At 60.2% G+C, this 261-nt stretch carries 1 pseudogene; it reads left to right on the top strand.

Annotation, left to right across the window (positions count from 1 at the left end):
* Positions 1-73: 73 nt before the first annotated feature.
* Positions 74-261, top strand: a pseudogene (locus tag FAZ69_RS33070) (helix-turn-helix transcriptional regulator); the annotation flags it as partial.

Here is a 261-nt window from a genome sequence, read left to right on the forward strand (position 1 = left end):
GAAAACATGCACTCACTGCTTCACGAATCGCGTCAACCCGCTAACGCACAATTCACTGAGTCAGGAGCACAGCATGTTCTCGACGATCTACTTCGCAGCATCCTCGGCCCTCGCATCCGACGACATCCCGCTCGACGTCGCCGCCAAGATCTTCAAAGGCCAGTTCATCGAAGCGTCGCATTGCGCCGCGCAACTCGCCGACATCGACGCCGGCCACACGCCCGGCTACGCGCACCTGCAGATCTACGGCGACCTCGAACT

This window comes from Trinickia terrae, from assembly GCF_005144415.1.
Taxonomy (GTDB): domain Bacteria; phylum Pseudomonadota; class Gammaproteobacteria; order Burkholderiales; family Burkholderiaceae; genus Trinickia_A; species Trinickia_A terrae.